Source organism: Collinsella sp. LCP19S3_D3, from assembly GCF_052121455.1.
Taxonomy (GTDB): domain Bacteria; phylum Actinomycetota; class Coriobacteriia; order Coriobacteriales; family Coriobacteriaceae; genus Collinsella.
On sequence record NZ_JBQKEF010000019.1, the window covers coordinates 13,281 to 32,720 of the forward strand.

12 protein-coding genes and 1 tRNA gene are annotated in these 19,440 nt (G+C 59.8%); 6 read left to right on the top strand and 7 right to left on the bottom strand.

The annotated features are described in order from the left end of the window. Positions 1-18 precede the first annotated feature (18 nt). From def to ACTQXM_RS07650, 3 genes are all read left to right on the top strand, one after another. Positions 19-555 carry a peptide deformylase gene (gene def / locus ACTQXM_RS07640; RefSeq protein ID WP_118449363.1) on the top strand — a complete coding sequence of 179 codons (537 nt, stop codon included), beginning with the start codon at positions 19-21 and terminating at the stop codon, positions 553-555. A 327-nt stretch (positions 556-882) separates the two neighbouring features. Next, positions 883-1,803: a methionyl-tRNA formyltransferase gene (gene fmt / locus ACTQXM_RS07645; protein ID WP_441537484.1), complete on the top strand. Its 921-nt coding sequence runs from the start codon at positions 883-885 to the stop codon at positions 1,801-1,803. Beyond that, positions 1,800-3,200, top strand: coding sequence for an RsmB/NOP family class I SAM-dependent RNA methyltransferase (locus ACTQXM_RS07650; RefSeq protein WP_441537485.1), 1,401 nt, complete (start codon positions 1,800-1,802; stop codon positions 3,198-3,200). The genes fmt and ACTQXM_RS07650 overlap by 4 nt, the downstream gene beginning before the upstream one ends. Before the next feature lie 460 nt (positions 3,201-3,660). Here ACTQXM_RS07650 and ACTQXM_RS07655 read toward each other — a convergent pair whose 3' ends face one another. The 7 genes from ACTQXM_RS07655 to glgB all read right to left on the bottom strand — a co-directional run bounded on the left by ACTQXM_RS07655 (position 3,661) and on the right by glgB (position 17,165). Next, a complete protein-coding gene (locus ACTQXM_RS07655; RefSeq protein WP_154518065.1) occupies positions 3,661-3,897 on the bottom strand; it encodes an FmdB family zinc ribbon protein in 237 nt (78 codons plus the stop codon). Positions 3,898-3,985: 88 nt separating this feature from the next. Continuing rightward, entirely contained in the window at positions 3,986-7,282 is a 3,297-nt protein-coding gene (locus tag ACTQXM_RS07660) for a 4-alpha-glucanotransferase (RefSeq protein WP_441537486.1), read from the bottom strand. 219 nt (positions 7,283-7,501) lie between these two features. Next, positions 7,502-9,892 carry a glycogen synthase GlgA gene (gene glgA, locus ACTQXM_RS07665; RefSeq protein WP_441537487.1) on the bottom strand — a complete coding sequence of 797 codons (2,391 nt, stop codon included), beginning with the start codon at positions 9,890-9,892 and terminating at the stop codon, positions 7,502-7,504. A gap of 90 nt (positions 9,893-9,982) precedes the next feature. Next, the gene (gene glgD / locus ACTQXM_RS07670) at positions 9,983-11,110 is read right to left on the bottom strand and encodes a glucose-1-phosphate adenylyltransferase subunit GlgD (RefSeq protein WP_441063618.1); all 1,128 of its coding nucleotides are present in this window, start codon (positions 11,108-11,110) and stop codon (positions 9,983-9,985) included. Between the two features lie 4 nt (positions 11,111-11,114). Then, positions 11,115-12,263, bottom strand: coding sequence for a glucose-1-phosphate adenylyltransferase (locus ACTQXM_RS07675; protein WP_427747384.1), 1,149 nt, complete (start codon positions 12,261-12,263; stop codon positions 11,115-11,117). A gap of 105 nt (positions 12,264-12,368) precedes the next feature. Then, positions 12,369-14,795: a glycogen/starch/alpha-glucan phosphorylase gene (locus ACTQXM_RS07680; RefSeq protein ID WP_441537488.1), complete on the bottom strand. Its 2,427-nt coding sequence runs from the start codon at positions 14,793-14,795 to the stop codon at positions 12,369-12,371. A gap of 93 nt (positions 14,796-14,888) precedes the next feature. Further along, positions 14,889-17,165, bottom strand: coding sequence for a 1,4-alpha-glucan branching protein GlgB (gene glgB, locus ACTQXM_RS07685; RefSeq protein WP_441537491.1), 2,277 nt, complete (start codon positions 17,163-17,165; stop codon positions 14,889-14,891). A gap of 330 nt (positions 17,166-17,495) precedes the next feature. On the opposite strand from glgB, the gene ACTQXM_RS07690 reads away from it, so the two are divergent. From ACTQXM_RS07690 to ACTQXM_RS07700, 3 genes are all read left to right on the top strand, one after another. Next, positions 17,496-18,185, top strand: a complete 690-nt coding sequence (locus ACTQXM_RS07690) for an HAD family hydrolase (RefSeq protein ID WP_441537489.1) — start codon at positions 17,496-17,498, stop codon at positions 18,183-18,185. A 9-nt stretch (positions 18,186-18,194) separates the two neighbouring features. Beyond that, a complete protein-coding gene (locus ACTQXM_RS07695) occupies positions 18,195-18,836 on the top strand; it encodes a thiamine diphosphokinase (protein WP_441537490.1) in 642 nt (213 codons plus the stop codon). Positions 18,837-19,006: 170 nt separating this feature from the next. Next, positions 19,007-19,082 (top strand) — tRNA-Ala (locus ACTQXM_RS07700). Positions 19,083-19,440: the final 358 nt, after the last annotated feature.

Below are 19,440 nucleotides of genomic sequence, written 5' to 3' on the forward strand. Positions count from 1 at the left end.
CAACCCGAAAGGATGGCCATGGAAGCCAACGGAATCGTATTGTCGCCCGACCCTCGTTTGCGTCAGGAGTGCGCCGTCATCGAGGAGATCACCCCGGCGATCGAGGCGCTTGCCGAGAAGATGAAGAAGATGATGTTCGACAACGGCGGTTGCGGCCTGGCCGCCCCGCAGATCGGCGAGCTCATCCAGCTCGTCACCATCGACTGCGACTACACCGACAAGAACGACTATGACCCGTACGTGCTCATCAACCCTGTCATTGTTGAGCAGAGCGACCACCTGGTGCCGTTTAGCGAGGGCTGCCTTTCCATCCCCGGCATTAGCTGCGAGATCGAGCGTCCCGACCATGTCGTTGTCGAGGCATACGATCTGGACGCCAACCTGATTCGCTATGAGGCCTCGGGCGACCTGTTCTGCGTGTGCCTGCAGCACGAGATCGATCACCTGCACGGCAACACCATGTTCGAGCGACTCAAGCCGATGCAGCGCATCAAGGCCGTCAAGGAGTACCAGGACGCCCTGGCCCGCGGCGCTCGACCGGGCGAGACTGAATAAGGTCGTCCGTCCCTGGGGCTGGCCGCCTATATATCGTCCCGCGCGCAGTTTCGCAGCGAAGCGAGAATGTTTGAGCACGGGATGATATATAGGCGGCCAGCCCCAGGGACTACTAGTTCTTGGCTCGGTTCGCCCGGGTGCCGTCGGGCCAGGGAGGGGCGTCTTCGCTGATAATTGCTTTGTCGGAAGAGCTGCTTTTATTGCGGCTCTTTCTTTGGTTTTGGGTATATTTGTTCTTGTTGAAATGTTATTGCGGATGGGCTGGCGACTTGGCTTTCCGCTGTTATTTGGAGCCGTCTCGGTTTTGTTTGAGGGGAGACGTTCTTTATGCGTATTGTGTTTATGGGTACGCCCGATTTCGCGGTGCCGTCGCTGACTTCGCTTGTTGAGGCTGGGAATGAGATTGCGCTGGTAATTACGCGTCCCGATGCTGTTCGCGGGCGTGGTAAAAAGCTGGAGCCGTCTCCTGTTAAGGCCAAGGCGCTTGAGCTTGGTCTGCCCGTTGTTGAGGCAAATCGTATGACGCCGGATGTTATTGATCGCCTTAAGGCTGCTGATGCCGATATTTTCTGTGTGGCTGCCTATGGCTGCATTTTGCCCGATGAGGTGCTGCATATGGCGCCGCTCGGTATTGTGAATGTTCATGCTTCGCTGCTGCCCCGTTGGCGTGGCGCCGCTCCCATTCAGCGTGCCATTCTTGCTGGTGACGAGGTTGCTGGCGTTTCCATTATGCGCATTGGGCATGGCGTGGATACGGGCGCTTATTGCGCGCAAGTGTCGACCTCGGTTGCCGGTAAACATGCCGAGGCACTGACCATGGAGCTTGGTGAGCTGGGCGGTAAGTTGCTTGCCGATACGCTTCCCTCGCTTGCCGACGGGTCGGCTGTTTGGACTGAGCAGGATGAGCTCCTTGTCACGCATGCTGCCAAGATTTCCAAGCAGGAGATGCGTCTGGATCCGCAGATGGGGGCGCTTGATTGCGTGCGTCATGTGCTTGCCTCTTCCGACACCGCTCCCGCTCGCTGCGTGATTGCCGGCAAGACCGTGCGCGTGCTCGATGCCGCGCCGGCAGATGTATCGCTTGGCGAGGGGCTCGTCGCCGTTCAGGCCAAGCTCGTCTACCTGGGCCTGTCCGATGGCGCGGTCGAACTGCTCGAGGTTAAGCCCGATGGTAAGCGTGCTATGGCTGCTTCTGCCTGGGCTGCCGGCCTGCAGGGTGCGGATCTTTCGTGGGGTGTTTTGTCATGAGTAAGCTTTCTCCCGCGCGCAAGCTTGCGCTCGATGTGCTCATGGAGGCCGATCGCCGCGGCATGTATGCGCGTGACGTGCTGTCCTCTCGCGCATCGGCCAAGGCTATTGACCAGCGCGATTCCGCTTTTGCCGCCCGCTTGGCGCTGGGTGTTGCCGCCACGCAGGGTATTTTGGACGAGTTGCTCGATCAGTTTCTCGATAAGCCCAAAAAGGTCGCGCCTCGTGTGCGCATGGCACTTCGTATCTCGGCCTTCGAGATGCTCTACCTGCATACCCCGGGTCGCGTTGCGGTGAGTCAGGGCGTTGAGCTCGTGCGCAGCGGTGCTAAGTCTGCCGCCGGTCTGGCGAACGCCGTGCTTCATAAGGTTGCGGACAACGTCGAGGACTTTGCCACTGCGGCGGATGCCGATGAGTCCGAGCGCCGTTTGGTTCGCCTATCTCGCCTGATGGGCATGCCGCGCTGGCTGTGCGCTCGCATTATGGCGTCGTTCGATACACCCGAGGGCGCGCTCGGCTTTGCCGGCAATCTGGCGCCCGCGCCGCTGGCTTTGCACGAGAATGCCTTTGCAACCAAACCCGATCCGTACATTTCGCAGCTTGTGGCACCCGTGTTCCCGGGTTGCCATGCGCCGGTCGACGCGCAGGCCACGGTTGCGTCGGGTGTGTTTGAGCGCGCAGCCGCCGTGGCCTCGGACCTTAACGCCCAGCTCATCGCTACCGCGGCGACGCGTCCGGGGCGTTGTCTAGAGATTGGCGCCGGTCGTGGCACCAAGACCTATGTGATGATGTGCCAGGCCAAACGTGCCGGTTACGACCGTCAGCACACCGCACTCGATTTGCACGACCGCAAGTGCGACCAGAATCTCGCACGTCTGCATAAGGCGGGTATTACGGGTGTTCGTACGGTGTCGGGCGATGCCTGCGAGCTGAATGAGGTGCTCACGTCCTTTGACGCGATGCTTGGCGAGCCTGTCCTGTTCGACACGGTGTTTATCGATGCTCCGTGCTCGGGCACCGGCACCATGCGCCGTCATCCCGAGATACCGTGGCGTCTGACCGAGGGCGACGTTACGACTGAGCTGCCCCGCCTGCAGCTGACGATGCTCAAGGAAGCAGCCGCGCGCGTGGCTGCCGGCGGTGAGCTTATCTATGCCACCTGCTCGGTCTTCGACGAGGAGAACACGCAGGTCGTTGATGCGTTCCTAGCCTCTCCCGAGGGCGCCGGCTTTACCGTGGCGCCGCTCTCCGAAGCCCAGATTCTGCAGCTGCCCGAGTTCGCCCAGGCCAAGAAACTCGTATCGGTACGCCAGAACGACCGTGGACTTTTCCAGAGCGTCCCCGCAAACGCCGATTCCTACGACGGCCACTTCTGCGCCAGACTGGTCCGCAAGTAAAACGGATTCCAAGGGTAGCTAATTTGGGACGGGGCTTTTTTAGCTGCCCTGGCCGCTCGTCGGCCAAACATTTGCGTTATCAGCTGGGGCAGCTAAAAAAGCCCCGTCCCAAATTAGCTAAAGAGTGGGAAAAATAGCCCCGTTTCATACTTGCTGCTATCAAAAGTAGAGCGGATTACGGGGCAAGATTGGTAATGCCTGACCACAGCAAGAATGGCCTAAATAAAACTGCAGGTAGATGGTTTGTTGAAATTTGCAAATTACCGGAATGGATAGAGGTTGCCAATTCGGCCCCGTAATCCGGCAGGGTTTTGAAATGTTACAAACTTAGCATCAGCCCGAAATCCCATCTAAAGAAAAGTTGCGGTGAAATGGATCCTGTTTTGCCGTTGAAAGGGCTGATTCAGGAACTATTTCACCGCAACTCATCAGGAAGCCTGGGTGTCGGGGCCGCTTGTCGCTAGTGGTTATGTGGGCAGTCGGCGCAGCAGCCACTGGTGGCGCTGGTGCTGGACCCGCCACTGCGCTGGTCGGTGTTGTAGAAACCGCTGCCGTCGAACTTAATGCCGCTGGCCGAGAACGTCTTGGATGCCGGGGCGCCGCAGCTGGGGCATACGACCTCGGGAGTCTCGGACATGGGGTGCTCAACCTCAAAAACGTTGCCGCAGCTCGTGCACTTATATTCGTAGCGCGCCATAATACTTCCTTTTCAGCACAAAGCGGGCAGATCGCTCTGCCCGCAAAAATTCAAACGTTTGTAACTGTACCCCATATCGGGGGTTTTATCACGCTTCGCCCCAGAATCTATGGGTGCTGCGCAGGAGCTTCGCAGTTTTCTCTTCGGCCTCCGCAACGTCTGCCTCTTGTGCCTGCCACGTCCAGTTGCCTGTGGCTACTCCCGGCACGTTCATACGTGCGTCGTCGCCCAGCCCCAGCACATCCTGCAGCGGCATCATAACGAGCGGAGCATCGCTTGCGAGTGCGTCGCCCATCAGCTTGGCCGCCACCTCAGCACCACTCGGCTCGTCGCCGCCTGCAAAGGAGCGCGTGCACCACCCAGCGAGCGTCGAAGTGTCGTGCGTCGAGGTGTACAGGATTTTGTCCGGCGTGGGATGAATTCCGCAGCGAACGTCGTAGTCACTAAACTCCAGTACGTCCATGCCGGGAAAACCGCAGGTCGAAGCCATAGCGCGAACGCCAGGCGTCAGATAGCCCAGATCCTCGGCAATAAAATTGAGCGGACCCAGCTCGTCGTAGGCGGTCTGGAACAGGTCCTTGCCCGGACCAGCAAGCCAGCGGCCGTCGGCACAGGCTTTGCCAGCGGGAATGCTAAAGTAGTTGTGGAAGCCCAGGAAGTGGTCCAGGCGCACGCGGTCGTAGAGCGCGAACGCTCGGCGCAGGCGATCGAGCCACCAGCGATAGCCGCTCCCCTTCATGTGATCCCAGCGGAAGGTGGGGTTTCCCCACACCTGACCTTCGGGCGCAAAGTTGTCGGGCGGCGCACCGGAGATCTCGATTGCCTTGCCGGTATCGGACAGCCAGAAGTTCTCGGGCTCGCTCCACGCATCTGCCGAATCGTCCGACACATACATCGGGATATCGCCGATGACCTCGATGCCCTTCTTGTGCGCATAGTTCATGAGCTCGCACCAAGCCAGGTCAAAGCGGTACTGCATGTACGCCTGAAGCTCGGCCTCGTCGTGGAAGCGCTTGTCGTCGATCAGATGCTCGTTGTAGCGCGCGACATCTGCCGGCCAATTGTGGCGCGACTCGCCCTCAAAGTATTTCTTAACGGCCATGTAAACGCAGTACTTCTCGAGCCAATCGGCATTGCGATGTTTAAACGCGGTGTACAGCGGGTCGGCATCTTCGCCACCGTGGGCCTTCCAAGAAGCGAAGTCGGCGGCCAGCTCCTCGTGACTCTCGGGCAGCAGGTCGATGTTACCCGCAAAAGCCGAGGGTCCGGCATAGGGGGAGCGGAAGAAATCCGTCGGGTTGACGGGCAAGACCTGCCAGTAGCGCATGCCCATGGCGGCCAGGTGGTCGATAAAGCGGCGCGTGGGTGCGCCGATCGTACCCGGCTTGCCATCGTCAGTCGGCACCGAGGTGATGTGGCACACGACGCCCGCGCCATGATCGAGCGGCTCCTGCAGGCGCCTCTCGGCATGGTGATAGATGATCGAAGAGCCCAGCGGGTACAGATCGAGCGTGACCGTGCCGTTGTGGATCTCGCACTCGTGACCGCTGATCACGTCGCTCGCGCATTCACCGAGCGCCGGAATCGTCACGCGGTGCGAATTGCGCAGGCTGCGATTGAAGATAACAGTCGCAGCCTCGCCATCCTTGCCCGTGCGGTTGTAGGCTAGGACGTCGTCGTTAAGCGCGAAGGCCTTGATCTCGCCGTCAACCATAAAAGGCAACGCGCGGCGCAGGGCGGATGCGTTCTTCACGATGGCCAACGTATCGAAATCGTGGAGCTGGTCCTTTGTCGGCAGGGTACGGCGGTTGCCCGGATCGGTGAGGCCCTCCAGGCCGTACTCATCGCCATAATAGATCGAGGGCACGCCGGGGAAGGTCATCTGCATGAGCGTCGCCAACCAAAAGCGCCTCTTGGCCAGGTCCATGGAGTTCTCGTCCAAGCGCCATTTGCTACGCTCGCTCTCGGGTAGCTGCGACTCGTCGGGACCACCGCCGAGCACCGAGATAATGCGCGGACGGTCGTGGCTCGAAAGCAGATTGAGCGCGCAGGCCAGTGCCTCGCGCGGGTAATTCTCGCGCAGTGTCTCGATGTCCTCGGCAGCCTGATAGGCATCTCTGTATCCCATCAAAAAGCCGATGACCATGTCGCGGAAGGGGTAGTCCATGGCGGAATCGAGTTCGGAGCCCTGCAGATAACGGCGCAGATGGCCATAGCTGATCTTGTTGGAGGCGTCCTCCCAGACTTCGCCGAGCAGCAGCGCATCGGGCTTCTCTTCGAGCACGGCGGCCTTGATATCGGCCAGGAAGTCATCAGAAAGTTCGTCGGCCACATCGAGTCGCCAGCCGTGGGCACCGGCGCGCAGCCACTTGCGAATGACGCCGTCCTTGCCCAGAAGCTTTTTACGCACGAGCTCGGAATTCTCGTTGAGGGCGGGCATGTTGCTCACGCCCCACCAGCAGTCATACGAACCGTCCTCGTGGAAGGTAAACGCATCGCGCCACGGGGAGTCCTCGCTCTGCCACGCGCCGACGCCGGGATAGTTGCCGTAGCGGTTAAAGTAGATCGAGTCGTCGCCCGTATGGTTGAAGACGCCGTCCAGGATGATGGAAATGCCGAGCTTCTCGGCCGCCTCGCACAGCTCCGTAAAGTCCTGCTCGGTTCCCAGAATCGGGTCGATCTTGGTGTAATCGGCTGTGTCGTAGCGGTGGTTGCTTGCGGCCTCAAAGATTGGGTTGAGGTAGATGGCCGTAAAGCCCAGTTCGGCCATGCGGGGCAGATCATTTTGGATACCCTTGAGCGAGCCGCCGTAAAAATCCCAGGTCTTGATGGAGCCGTCCTCGGCACGCTCGTACACGGGCGGCTCGTTCCAGTCCTCGACCATGCGACGCTGGATTCCCTTACGCGGTTTTTCGACCTCGGCCAGCGTGCGTTCGCGCCAGTTTTCGTCGCGGGCGTAGCGGTCGGGGAAGATCTGGTAGACCATGCCGTGCTCGTACCAGGTGGGACGGTTTTCGCGGTGCTTGTAGACGGTAATCTGGAAGGACGGAACCTCGGCGTAGTTGTATACAACGCCCTCGCCGCCGGTGCGACCCTGCGGCGCACCCAAGCGGACCTCGGGCTGGCCTTCGATATTGCATATAAAGCTGTACCATACAAGACAGGGCTCGTCGCAGTTGAGCTCACCGGTAAAGATGCCATCGCCCTTGTGCTCCATGGGGATCAAGGTCTCTCCGATGCCGTCGACCCAGGTGCGCAGGGTGAGCGTTGCCTGGTTGGGATCGGCATCCTCCAAAATCACCGAAAGCGAAACGGAAGTTCCAGTGGTCACAGCGCCAAAAGGAGTGCGAAACTGCGTCAGGCGGCTGTTGTGTATCAATCTCATAGTACGGTCCAGTTCTATACAATCATGGCCAGCGGGTCATGGGCTTAACGCACAGTGCATAAGTATATCCGTTGCACTTTAGTTGTATAAACTACAGTCGCTCACTATCGGCGAACGGTTGTCCTAGAAAATCGTTTTACCAACTATCTACAGAGAAGGGGCGCCCGGTTGGAGCGCCCCTTGTTTAGGGTTTTTATTAGGTTTTAGATCGTCTGTGGGCTAGCGGCGCTTGCGGGTGGCCGTTGCCTTGCGGACGGAGGTCTTCTTGGTCGGAGCCTTTTCCTCGGCTGGAGCGGCGGGGGAGACCGGGGCCTTCTTGGCGGGTTCGGTCTTTGCCGTAGCCTTCGGAGCGGTCTTGACCTCGGCGGCCTTCGGTTCCGGCTCGGCCTTTACTGCGGGTTTGTCATTGGCTTTAGCCTCTGCCTTGGGAGCGGCTGTCTTGGTCGTAGCCTTTTTGGCCGTTGTCGTGGCGCGCTTGCGTGTGGTGGTCTTGGCGGCCGACTTTGCCTCGACAGCTGCCTTGGCCTTGGGCTCGGAGGGTGCCTCCTCGACCTTGACGGCGGGCTTTGCAGCAGCCTTCGGGGCCGTCTTCGCGGCGGCCTTCGTCGTAGCAGCCTTGGTCGCCGGCGACTTCGTAGCCGTGGCCTTCTTGGCGGTTGCGGTCTTGGTTGCGGTCTTGGTCGCGGTCGTCTTCTTGGCCGCGGTCTTAGTCGCGGTCTTTGCCACGGTCTTAGCCTCGGCAGTGGTAGCCCCAGCAGTGGCCTCGGCCTTTACCTCGGGAGCGGCCTCGGCTTCGACGGCCTTCTTGGCAGCGGCGGTCGTACGCTTACGCGTGGTGGTTGCCTTGGCAGTGGTGGCCTTCTTAGCCGTTGTCTTGCGGGTCGTCGTCTTCTTGGCGGCAGGCTTCGCCGTGGGCTTTACCTCGCCATCGTCAGCCGGCTTCTCCTCGGCCTTGGGCTCCTCGGCAGCAGCGGGCTCCTTAACGGGTGCCGCAGGCTCGGCCTCGGCAGCAACCGGCTCCTTAACGGGTGCCGCAGGCTCGGCCTCGGCAGCAGCGGGCTCCTTAACGGGTGCCGCAGGCTCGGCCTCAGCGGCAGCCGGCTCCTCCACAGCCTCAGCAGCCTCCACCGCCACCGGCCTCTCAATCTCCGGGTGCATAAAGAAGTACAGGTCCAGATACTTATCGGCCGAACGTGTCCAGCTAAAGTCCTGGCTCATGGCCTGCGTGACCAGCTGATTCCAGGCCTCGCGGTTATCCCAGAACAGGCGAGCCGCGCGGAACACCGCGTCGCCCATCTCGTCGCCGTTAAAGTGACTAAATGAGAAGCCCGTGCCCTCGCCGGTAAACTCGTTGTACGGTTGCACGGTGTCCTTCAGGCCACCGGTCTCGCGCACAATGGGCAGGGTGCCGTAGCGCATGGCGATGATCTGCGACAGGCCACAGGGCTCAAACTTCGAAGGCATCAGGAACATATCGGCGGCGGCGTACATGCGCTGCGAAAGCGCCGGGTCAAACTCGATACGCGCCGCCATGGTGCCGGGGTATTTGCCCTGGAAGTAGCGAAGGCCGTCCTCGTAGTCGCGGTCGCCGGTACCCAGCACGGCCACCTGAACGCCACCGGACAGGATGCGGTCGAGCGCGTACATGACCAGGTCCATGCCCTTCTGTCGCGTCAGGCGCGTGACCATCACCATAAGCGGTCGGTCGTCGCGAATCTCGAGCCCCAACTCCTCCTGCAGTTTGGCCTTACATACGGCCTTCCCCGCGCGGTCATCAACCGTGTAGTTGGCGGCAATGCGCTTGTCGGTCGCCGGATCAAACCCCACAACGTCAATGCCGTTGAGGATACCCTGCAGAGCGTACGAACGCTCACGCAGCACGCCGTCCAGGCCCTCGCCAAACTCGGGCGTCTGGATCTCGCCCGCATAGGTGGGGCTCACCGTGGTGATGGCATCGGCATAGTGCAGCGCGCCCAGCATATAGTTAATGCTGCAGGCATCACAGCGCAACTGCGTGGCGGCTGCCGGAATATGCGCCATACCCAGTATGTCTTCCATCACGGTGTCGCTAAACTGACCCTGGAACGCCACATTGTGGATCGAGAACACGGTCTTGACGCGGTCGTACAGCGGCAGGCCTTGGTAGAACTCTCGCAAGAACACGGGCGCCAGCGCCGTCTGCCAGTCGTTGCAGTGCAGGATGTCGCACTCAAAGCCTTCGGGCAGGTGCTGCAGGCTCTCGGTGATGGCCTTGGAGAAAAACGCGAAGCGCTCGCCGTCGTCAAAGAAGCCGTAGGGATAGTCGCGCGCAAAGTAGTGCTCGTTGTCCACGAACATATAGGTGACGCCGTCGTGCTCGAGCTTCTCCAACCCGCAGTACTCGTTGCGCCAGCTCAGGCTCACGTAAAAGTCGGCAAAGTGCTCCATCTGCGCCTTGTACTCGTCCTTGATGGTGGCGTACTTGGGCACCATCACAATGACTTCGGCGCCAGCGCGCACAAGTGCCGCAGGCAGCGAGCCCGCCACGTCACCCAAGCCGCCGGTCTTAACAAACGGCGCGCACTCGGCCGAGGCAAACACGATCTGCATCTTTTTGCTGGTTTGTGCCATTATGTCTCCCATGTTGCAATTCGAGAATAGCCGCCTGGCGCTAACCGGGCGACTATTCTACAAGTTACGTGCGATTATGTGGTGCCAACGTTAACGAGCGATGGTGGTATCGGACGTTAACGGAGCCTTGCCCAGCACCAGGATGTTCTCGGGCGTACCGCGAAGCTCGGTGTTGGTGGGAACCACGTTGTTCTTGTCCAAGATGGCGTTCTCAACACGGGCGCCGCTCTTGATGATGCAGCTCTGGTTGATGATCGAGTTGGTCACTGAGGCGCCTTCCTCGATCACAACGCCGCGCGACAGGATCGAGTTGCGCACGGTGCCCTTGATGATGCAGCCGGCCGAGATGATCGAGTTGCAGGCGTGGCTGCCGGTCGCGTAACGCGAAGGCGGCACGTCGTGGGCCTTGGTCAGGATCGGGCGCTCGGGGTCAAAGAGCTGATCGGCCACGGTCTGGTCGAGCAGGTCCATGCTGCGACGATACAGCGACTTCTCGCTAAACACGCCCACGACCTCGCCCTTGTACTCATAGCTGCACACGTCGATGTTGCCAAAGTCGCCCTGGAGCGCCTCGAGCAGGTCCAGATAGTCGGCGGCTTGGTAGTGGTCGATAATCTCGAGCAGCGTCTCGCGGTTGACGATGCAGCAGTCCATAGAGGCGTTGTCGCCGTACGCGACGCCGGAGCTTACGCCCGTCAGGCGGCCGTTCTCGTTGATATCGAGCTTGGTCTCGTCTTCGACGTTGTGCGTGGCCTTGCAGTACACCACGGTCATCTGGGCACCGGATTTCTCGTGCGCCTCGATAATGGTGTTGAGGTCCATGTTAAAGATGACGTTGGTGCCCATCATCACAACATAGGGCTTGTCCGAGCGCTGGAACAGCGTCTTGTTGGAGATGATGTCGCGGAGCAAGAAGCGCATGCCGCCCTTGGTGGTGCCATACGCGTTGCCGGGCACCATGAACAGGCCGCCCTTCTTGCGGTCCAGGCCCCAGTCCTTGCCCGAGCCCACGTGGTCGATCAGCGAGCGGTAGTTGCCCGGCATGACAACGCCGACGGTCTTAATGCCGGCATTCATCATGTTGGACAGCGGAAAGTCGATCAGGCGGTAGCGGCCCAAAAACGGAACGGACGCGATGGGGCGATCCTTGAGCAGCACGCTGCCGTAGGTCGAAGAGTAGTTAGCGGTGATATAGCCGATGGCCTTGCGATTGATCATCGGATCATTCCCCCTTCCCGACAACGACGTCATTTCCAACGACGGCCGTATCCTTGGTGGTATCGACAGAGCCGAGCTTCACGCCCTCTTCGACCGTGGAGTTCTCGCCCAAAATAGCGCGGCAAATGTGCGCGCCGCTCTTAACGTGCGCACCCGGCAGCAGCACGGAGTCCTCGACCACGGCGCGCTCCTCGATGATGACATCGGTCGAAAGGATCGAGTGGCGAGCGGTGCCGTAGATCTTGCAGCCATTTGAGACCAGGCAGTCGTCCAGGCGACCGTCCGGGCCAATGTAGTGCGGCGGGCGCGTGGTGATGTTGGACATGATGGGGAAGCTCTTGTCAAACAGATCGAACTCGGGGTTGTTGCCCAGCAGGTCCATCGAGGTCTCGTGGAAGCTGGCGATGGTGCCAACATCCTTCCAAAAGCCGTGGAACTCGTAGCTGTACAGGCGCTTGTCCTCGGCGAGCAGCTTGGGGATGATGTCCTTGCCAAAGTCGTGGCTCGAGCGCTGGTCCAGAGCGTCCTCCTCGAGCGCCTTGACCAGCACGTCGGCCGAGAAGATGTAGATGCCCATGGACGCGAGGTTCGAATCGGGCTTCTCGGGCTTCTCCGTGAACTTGGTGATGCGGCCGTCCTCGGGGTCGGTGGTCAGGATGCCAAAGCGGCTGGCCTCCTCCCACGGCACGGGCATAACGCTCACCGTGAGGTCGGCGTTGTTCTCAATGTGCGTCTTGAGCATCTTGCGGTAGTCCATGCGATACAGATGATCGCCCGAAAGAATCAGGACGTACTTGGGGTCGTTGGACTTGATGTAGTCGAGGTTCTGCGTGATGGCGTCGGCCGTGCCCGCATACCATGCGCCACCGGTTTGCGTCTCGTACGGCGGCAGGATCGACACGCCACCGTCGCGGCTGTCCAGATCCCACGCCTCGCCAGAGCCCACGTAGGCATGCAGCAGATAGGGACGATACTGCGTCAGAACGCCCACCGTGTCGATGCCCGAATTGGAGCAGTTGGACAGCGAAAAGTCGATAATGCGGAACTTGCCACCAAAGCTAACCGCCGGTTTAGCGATCTTTTGGGTGAGTGCCCCCAATCGGCTTCCCTGTCCTCCTGCGAGGAGCATCGCGATGCATTCTTTCTTACTCATCGGTTTCTCCTTCTGTCATCGATGTTCCTAAACCCATTAGCGACGGGCGCGGCGCTCGGTCGCGCCCGTCGAGTAATGCCGTGCGGCAAAGGGAACTCGCGGCCTTTAAGCGTGCCAGATCTCGTCGCGGTACTCGCGAATGGTGCGGTCGCTCGAGAACCAGCCGCTCGAGGCGGTGTTGAGCAGCGCCTTGCGGTTCCAGGTCTCCTGGTCGCCATAGCTGCCCGTGAGCTTCTCCCATGCATCCACGTAGCTGCGGAAGTCTGCCATGACCAGGTCGGGGTCGTTGTTGTTCATTAGCTCGTTGTAGATGCTCTCAAAGTTGCCCGAAAGGCCGGCAAACGTGTTGTCCTTGAGCTCATCCATCACGAGGCCCAGACGTTCGCGATCATTGTTGAGCGTATCCCACGCAAAGTAGCTGTTCGATGCCCAGAGCTGCTCGACCTCGGGAGCGGTCAGGCCAAAGATCGCCTCGTTCTCGCGGCCGGCCAAATCGGCGATTTCGATGTTGGCGCCGTCGAGGGTGCCCAGCGTAATGGCGCCGTTCATCATGAGCTTCATGTTGGACGTGCCCGAGGCCTCCTTGCCAGCTGTGGAAATCTGCTCCGAAATCTCGGCGGCAGGGTAGATGAGCTGTGCGTTGCTCACGCGGAAGTTGGGGATAAAGCAGACCTTCATGACTTCGTTGACGCGCGGGTCGTTGTTGATAACCTCGGCAACGGAGTTAATGAGGCGGATGGTCTCCTTGGCAAAGGTGTAGCTCGAGGCAGCCTTGCCGCTAAAGATAAAGGTCGTCGGTGTCACGTGGAAGTTGGGATTGGCGATGCGACGGTTGTAGATGTCCATCACCTTCATGATGTTCATGAGCTGGCGCTTGTAGGCATGGAAACGCTTTACCTGAACATCGAAGACGGTGTTGGGGTCAATAATCAGACCGGTCTCTGCCTTAACGTAGGCAGCAAGGCGCTCCTTGTTGGCGCGCTTGGAGGCACCCACGGCCTTAAGGAACTCGGTGTCGTTCTGGAACTCCTTGAGTTTCTCAAGCTCAAAGGCGTCCTTCAGCCAGCCGTCGCCAATGGCCTCGGTCACGAGCTTGGCGTAGGTGGGGTTGGCCTCGGCAAAGAAGCGACGGTGCGAGATGCCGTTGGTCTTGTTGTTGAACTTCTCGGGCGTCAGGGCATAGAAGTCCTTGAGCACATTGTTCTTGATGATATCGGAGTGAATCTTGGCCACGCCGTTGACGCTGTGGCTGCAGATCACGGACAGGTTGGCCATGCGAACCTCGCCGTCCCATAGGATGGCGGTCTGGCGCAGACGCTCCTGCCAGCCTTCCTGCGTAGTATCGAACGACTCATGCCAACGACGGCTGATTTCGTCGATGATCTGGTACACACGGGGGAGGAGCTTGGAGAACGTGCCGATGGGCCACTTCTCCAGGGCCTCGGGCAGGATGGTGTGGTTGGTGTAGCTCACGACCTGCGTCACGATGTTCCAGGCGTCATCCCACTCGAGCTTCTTCTCGTCGATGAGGATGCGCATGAGCTCGGGGCCGCACATGGCGGGGTGCGTATCGTTGGTGTGGATGGCCACAAACTGCGGCAGCAGCTCCCAGTTCGCGCCGTGTTCCTTCTCAAAGGTGTCGAGCAGGCTATAGATGCCGGCCGAGACAAACAGGTATTCCTGCTTCAGACGCAGCAGACGGCCGTGCTCGCCGGCGTCGTTGGGGTAGAGGATGGCGCTGATGGCCTCGGCCTCGGCGCGCTCGGCGTCGGCCAGGGCGTAGTCGCCGCGGTTGAAGGCCTCAAGGTCAAAGTGCTCCTCGACCGGCTCAGCGGCCCAGACGCGCAGCTTGTTGACGGTCTCGCCGGCATAGCCCACCACAGGGATGTCGTAAGGGACGGCCAGGATGTCCTGCGTGTCCACGGTTCGATAGAACGTGCGGCCGTTCTCCTCAAAGCCCTCGACGCGGCCACCAAACTTAATGGTCACGGCCTTGTCCTGACGACGGACCTCCCAGGGATAGCCGTTGGTGAGCCACTCGTCGGTGGTTTCGACCTGGCTGCCGTTGACGATCTCCTGTTTAAACAGGCCGTAGCGGTAGCGCATGCCGTTGCCGTAGCCGGCAATGCCCTCGGCTGCCATGGAATCCAGGAAGCATGCGGCCAGACGACCCAGGCCACCGTTGCCCAGCGCCGGATCGGGCTCCTGGCTCTCGATGACGGACAGGTCAAGGCCCATATCGTCGAGCGCCTCGGCGACCATGTCGCGCACGCCAAAGTTGAGCAGGTAGTTGTCGAGCAGGCGGCCGATCAAAAACTCGATCGAGAAGTAGTACACGCGCTTCTTGCCCTCGGCGGTGGCGCGGGCGTCGCTCTTGGTGGCAACGGTGCGGGCCTTCTCGGCCACGAGCTTGGCCAGGGCGTTAAAGCGATCCAGGTCGCTGGCTGCCTCGACGCTCTTGCCGCTAATGCTCATGACGGCATCGCGATAGAGCTCGGTAAACTCCTGCTTGTTGTCGAAGATCTTATTCATACGTTCCTTCCCCCGGGGATGTTTCTCCCGGAACGGTTGTGACTTGTATCCTACGCCCCGCTGGGACGGGTAAATGCAGGGGTAACGCCTTTGTTACTCTTTCTTGGCAGGAGCCTTAACGGCAGCTGCCTTGGCCTTGGGAGCAGCCTTTTTGGTGGCTGCCTTCTTGGCCGTGGTCTTGGAAGCGGGCTTTGCGGCGGCCTTAGCCTTGGCCTTGGTCGTCGTAGCCTTCGCCTTGGCCGGAGCCTTCTTGGCGGCCGCTGGCTTGGGCTTTATCGAGGACGCACGCTTGCGGGTCGCCTTCTTGGGCTCCTCGACCACGGGCGGCTTATAGCTGCTGGGGCCGCGACGCTTAAGCACCACGCCTGCCAGGCTGGGCACCTTAATCTCGATGGAGTCCATCTGCCCGTTCCAGGGATAGGGCTCGCTCGAGCAGGTGTAGGGCTCCTCGCCGGCATAGCCGCTGCCGCCAAACTCGGGACGGTCGGAGTCAAAGATGACCTCCCAGTCGCCCTCACGCGGCACGCCCACTCGGAAGCTCTCGTAGGCCGCCGGGTCAAAGTTAATCAGGATCACGAGGTCGTCATCGACGTCCTCGCCCTGACGCACAAAGCTCACGATGGACTGCTTGGAGTTGTCCGCGTCGATCCAGGTAAAGCCGTCGTCATTGTAGCCGCGCTCGTACAGGGCGGGCTCGGCGGTATACAGGTGGTTGAGCGCCTTAATGAACGCCTGATGGTGTGCATGAGTCTCATACTGCTCGGTCAAGAACCACTGAATAGATTCGTAGTAGCGCCACTCGATAAACTGGCCGATCTCGTTGCCCATAAAGTTGAGCTTGGCACCGGGGTGCGTCATCTGGTAGAAGGCGAGCGTGCGCAGGCCGGCAAACTGGCGCCACCAGTCACCCGGCATGCGGCCGATGAGCGAGCACTTACCGTGCACGACCTCGTCATGGCTCAGCGGGCAGATAAAGTTCTCGGTAAAGGCGTACATGATGGAGAACGTGAGCAAGCCATGGTTGCCGGGGCGCCACGGAAAATCGGTCTGCATGTAGTGCAGGGTGTCGTTCATCCAGCCCATGTCCCACTTGTAGTGGAAGCCCAGGCCGCCGTCCTGCGGCGGGTAGGTCACAAGCGGCCACGCGGTGGACTCCTCGGCCATCATCATCACGTCGGGGTAGTGCGCCTCAACAGCGCAGTTGACCTGACGGATAAACGCGCTGGCGTCCAGGTCCTCCTCGGTACCGTACTTGTTGAACTTCTTTTGGCCAGGATCGTCAATGCCAAAGTTGAGGTACAGCATGCTGGACACGCCGTCCATGCGAATGCCGTCCACATGGAAGTTCTCGATCCAGTACAGCACGTTGGAGACCAAGAAGGAGCGGACCTCGCCGCGGGCGAAGTCAAACTTGTGCGTGCCCCAGTTGGGGTGAATCTCGTGCTCAAACAGCATGTGGCCGTTAAAGGTGGCAAGGCCGTGGGAGTCGGCGCAAAAACCGCCGGGCACCCAGTCCATGATCACGCCGATGCCCGCCTCGTGGCACGCATCGATAAAGTGCATGAGCTGCTGCGGGTTGCCGTAGCGCGACGTGGCGGCAAAGTAGCCGGTCGTCTGATAGCCCCAGGAGCCATCGAAGGGGTGCTCCATAAGCGGCATGACCTCGATATGCGTGTAGCCCATATCGCGCACGTAGTCCACGAGCTCCACCGACAGGTCGTCGTAGGTGTAAAACTCGCCGCGCTGCGCAGGGAAGGGGTCCATGGGACCGGGGTAGTTGCCGTACTCGTCCGGCTCGCCCTGTGGCTCGTCTCCGTGGCGCTTCCACGAGCCAATATGCACCTCGTAGATGTTGAGCGGCTGCGACATGTGGTTGTGGCCGGCGCGGCGCTTGAGCCACGCGGCGTCGTTCCACTGGTAGCCATCGAGGGTCCACAGCACGCTCGCCGTTCCCGGAGGGCACTCGGCCTTAAAGGCGTACGGATCGGCCTTGTAGAGCTTTTCGCCCTCGTTGGTCTCGATGAGGTATTTATAGAGCTGGCCCTGCTCGGCGCCAGGAATAAAGCCTTCCCAGATAGCGCTCGTGTGTACGGGCACCAGCGGGTTGGCTTGTTCGTCCCAATTGTTAAATTCACCGATAACGTGGACGCTCTTAACGTCGGGCGCCCAAACGCAAAAACGCCAGCCGCGCGTGCGCTGCTGCGTGTCGGGATGCGCGCCCATCTTTTCCCAGCTGCGCTCCCACATTCCAATGCCAAACAGATAGACATCGTCCTTGGTGAGCTCCGGTGCGTGCGGGGCGGCTTTACGGGTAGCGGGCTTTTTGGTTGCTGGCTTTAGCTTTGTATCGCTCACGTTTGATCCCATCATGACGCGGCAGCGTGTTGCCTTGGTGACTAGATGCGAAAGGTCCAAGGCTGCACGAATCGAAGGGACGGCGATAGCTCTATGATTCGTCCCACCTCGCGTGCTCGGTGGAACTTTCGGCAAAACCACAATAACACCTGTCCGTTAGTTTTATGGACGAAAGTGGATTTACGGTGGCGTTTAATCGGTGAGCGCCATGTTTATGCCACTGACAGAATTGCGATGGTAAAACTCTTGACAGTTTTATCAATTAGGGTTTGAAGATTTTTAAATTTACGTTTGGTAAAACGTTTTTAGCAGGTTGTTTACCATTTGACATTGAAAGGTTTATGCATGAACCACACAGCCGCCTCTAATGTTGCTTTTATTTTTGATTGCGACGGCACACTGGTAAATAGCACCCCCGTTTGGGGCTATGCACAGCCCGAACTATTGCGGCGTCACGGCATTGATGTAACGGTTGACGATTTTGCCCAGTTTGAGCATTTGTCGCTCGAGGACGAGTGCCAGGCCTACCACGACACCTGGGGCATTGGCGAAAATGGCGAGGAGCTGTATCGCGAGCTGAGTGAGATTCTGATTGATGGCTACTCCAAGGTGCCGCCGCGCGAGGGGCTCCTGGCATTTTTGGAGCAGGCGAAGTCGGCCGGCATTGCCATGTGCGTGGCCACGTCCACGCCGGCCGAGCTGGTGCAGTCCGCACTCGCGGGTGCGGGGCTCGACGCCTATATGGAGTTTATTACCACGACGGGCGAGGCGGGCCGCTCCAAGCAGTTCCCCGATGTGTACGAGCTGGCGCTGCGCCGCCTTGAGGAGCGCCATGGGCACCAGTTTGAGCACGCGTGGGTGTTTGAGGACGCCGTCTTTGGCCTTAAGAGCTCTGGCACTGCAGGCTTTAAGCGCGTGGGCATTTATGACCCGCACGGCCGTATGGAGCGCGACGAGGTTCGCGATAACTGCGATATCTTTATCGATAGCTATGAGGACCTGGATCTGGCCCGTGTGTTTGCGTTTAAGGGCTAGGCGAGGGCTGTGGCTTGTAAGGTATTAGTGGTATGTGGTTCGCCCGTGGTGGCGAGCGCGGATCTGTTGCGTCGACTAGCGGGGGAGTGCGACCACGTTGTCGCCGTGGACCGCGGGCTCGACGCGCTGCTAGGCGCTGGCCTGGGTTGCGACGTGTATGTAGGAGATGCCGACACGGTGAGTGACGCGGGCCGCGCGCTGGTCGATGCCGCCGAGGCCTTTGAGGTTGAGCGCCACGACCCCTACAAGGACTATACCGATCTGGCACTTGCGCTCGATTCCGTCCGACGCCGCTGGCCGGGTGCCGAGGTGGTTGCGACCTGCGCCACCGGCGGTCGCCCGGACATGGCCCTGTCTGTGTTAGGGCTACTGGCAGGCTACGATGATGCCCCCATTTGGATTGCCGAGGACAAGGTGATTGCCCGCATCCTTCACGCTGGCGAGACCTGGACCATTGAGGGTGCCGAGGGCAAAACCTTTTCCATCATCGCCATAGCCCCTAGGACAGTAGTAAGCGAACACGGCCTAGAGTGGGAGCTAGACCACAGCCCTCTAGGCCTGTTAGCTGACACGGGCATCTCTAATGTCGTAAGGAAAACGGCCAAGATTCAAGTCCACACCGGCACGGCCATCGCTTACCTTTACAAGTAAGGTGCCGCCGCGTGAGGGTTTTATCGGGACGGTGGGTTAATTGACTGATTTTGCCGAAGTCAAAATCAGTCAATTCAGCCCCGTCCCAGGAAAACCCGTAAGGCAGGGCAACAACCCAAAAAAATCTCTTGCATCCCCGCAAACATTCCCCTATAATATCTCCTCGTCACGAGGGCGTAGCTCAGCTGGGAGAGCGCTTGACTGGCAGTCAAGAGGTCAGGGGTTCGATCCCCCTCGTCTCCACCATCGTGAATGAAAAGGCCTTCGGAAAACCGAAGGCCTTTTTTCATGCGTGTCCACGCTACAAACCAAAGTGACGCTCACATCAACCTGTAAAAAGTTGCGCAATTACCTCCCCGTTTTGCACAAAGTTTGTTAGCCAAACATAATAGTTTGAACAATTCACGCCGCCAGCAATACAGCTCAGGCAGTGATCGCCAACCCACACACCCCCATAAACCTGCGGTAATGTGTGCAAGACGGCACAATATCTCCCATAACCACGGCAAATAACCAATATGTTGCTAAACACACCCCAAAACGTATGGGCTACCTGCTGTGCTAGGATAACTAATGTTACATGGGTTCAACTGTGCTCACGGCT